The organism is Maribacter sp. PR66 (assembly GCF_028464205.1).
Taxonomy (GTDB): Bacteria; Bacteroidota; Bacteroidia; order Flavobacteriales; family Flavobacteriaceae; genus Maribacter; species Maribacter flavus.
In genome coordinates this window covers 1-1,925 of the sequence record NZ_JAQPCH010000024.1, presented here as the reverse complement: position 1 = coordinate 1,925, position 1,925 = coordinate 1, and the positions used below count along the sequence as shown (strand labels likewise).

The 1,925-nt window shown below is 44.1% G+C and carries 1 protein-coding gene; it reads right to left on the bottom strand.

Going from position 1 to position 1,925, the window contains the following annotated elements; all coding sequences use genetic code 11:
* Window positions 1-1,925: efflux RND transporter permease subunit (locus tag PP181_RS17655; RefSeq protein WP_272638052.1), on the bottom strand; the 1,925-nt coding region annotated here is incomplete at both ends.

Sequence of the window (1,925 nt, the reverse complement as noted above, 5' to 3'; positions counted from 1 at the left end):
GAATGCCCTTTTTATTGTCTGGTTCGTTGCTTTTGAAAGATTGGTCTAAATAGGTGGCCATAACGACACCATCATCCGTTGCAATACCGAACAGGGCAATAAATCCTACCCAAACGGCCACACTTAAATTGATGGTTTTCATATTGAACAAATCCCGTAGATTTTCGCCGAAAAAACTGAAGTTGAAAAACCAATCTTGCCCGTACAGCCATATCATTATAAAGCCACCTGCAAAAGCTACGGCAATGGCAGTAAACACCATAAGCGATGTAGAAACCGACCTGAACTGGAAATACAAAATCAAGAAAATCACGAGCAAACAAAGCGGTACGACAACCGACAGCGTTTTTTCTGCCCGTAACTGATTTTCATACGTTCCCGTAAAGCGATAGCTCACGCCCTGTGGTACGACCAACGAACCGTTATCAATATTTTCTTGTATTAAGGCTTGGGCATTTTCCACCACATCCACTTCGGCAAAGCCGTCGAGCTTGTCAAACAGCACGTAGCCAATTAGAAAAGTGTCTTCGCTCTTAATAACTTGTGGACCTTGTTCGTATCGAATTTCAACCAATTCGCCCAGCGGTACGGGACTTCCTTTTTCAACTGGAACATAGATATTACGCAAGTCATCTGGATTTGCCCGTAATTCTCGTGGATACCGAACCCGAACGGCATAGCGTTCACGACCTTCCACGGTTTGTGTGAGTGGCATACCGCCTACAGCCACTTGAAGAATTTCCTGCACGTCCATTATAGACACGCCATATCGAGCCAATTGGTCTCGCTTAATATCTATGAGCAAGTACGGTTTACCCACGATACGGTCTGCAAAAACAGCTTGTTCCTTAACGCCTTCGGCTTGTTTGAGAATGTCTTCCAATTCCAGTCCAAAATTTTCTATCGATTTTAAATCGGGACCTTTTACCTTGATGCCCATAGGTGCCCGCATTCCCGTTTGTAGCATTACCAGTCGAGTTTCGATGGGTTGCAACTTGGGTGCCGATGTCACGCCTGGCAATTTGGTCACTCGAACTATCTCGTTCCAAATATCATCTGGACTTTCAATGTCCGGTCGCCAGTTTCGGTAGTACTCGCCATCTTCATCTTCAATCAAATCATTGCGCGTGGCAGTAGTCTTGAGCGATGCTTCGTCATAGTTTGCATCTTCATCTATCTCATTATTCGGGTTGATGATAAATTTGTCGTTCTTCAGTACAAATAATCCATCCTCATTGAATTTGTAGCGTTGTCGCTCGCCAGAACTATTCCGCATATATTCAGATTTATACTGAATGACATTCTCATACATCGATAACGGGGCAGGGTCGAGTGCGCTTTCGGTTCTTCCCGCTTTTCCCACCACGGTTTCGATTTCTGGAATGCTTGCCACCGCCATATCGAGCTGTTGCAATACACGCTTGTTTTCTTCTACACCTGCGTGTGGTAGGGATGTAGGCATCAAAAGAAATGAACCTTCATTCAGCGCTGGCATAAACTCTTTGCCCGTATTGCGCATTATGATAATACCCAACGTGAGCACCGTAACCGGAACGATTAAGAATAGATATCGATTCTGAAGTGCCCATCGCAAAATACGTTCATAGTATATCCTGAAAATCGAGAACACACCGAGCAGTCCAAAACAGATAATGAAAACAAATATTAGGTTCATCACAATGCTTCGGTCAAAGCCCAATGGTCGCCAGTATTCTGCTAATAAAACGACGATGGCAACAGATGAAATGATAATGTCAAGCAGGTTTTTGCGCTTTTTGGAAAGCGTGCCACGCATCTTCAAGAACGATGTGATGGCAAAGGCGATAAGAATTAGTCCTAACCAATAACCGTAAACGATAGCGAGAATTCCCAATAAAACAAGCAAGCCATTAATGGCATACTGTGTACGTTCTCGCACACTCGTC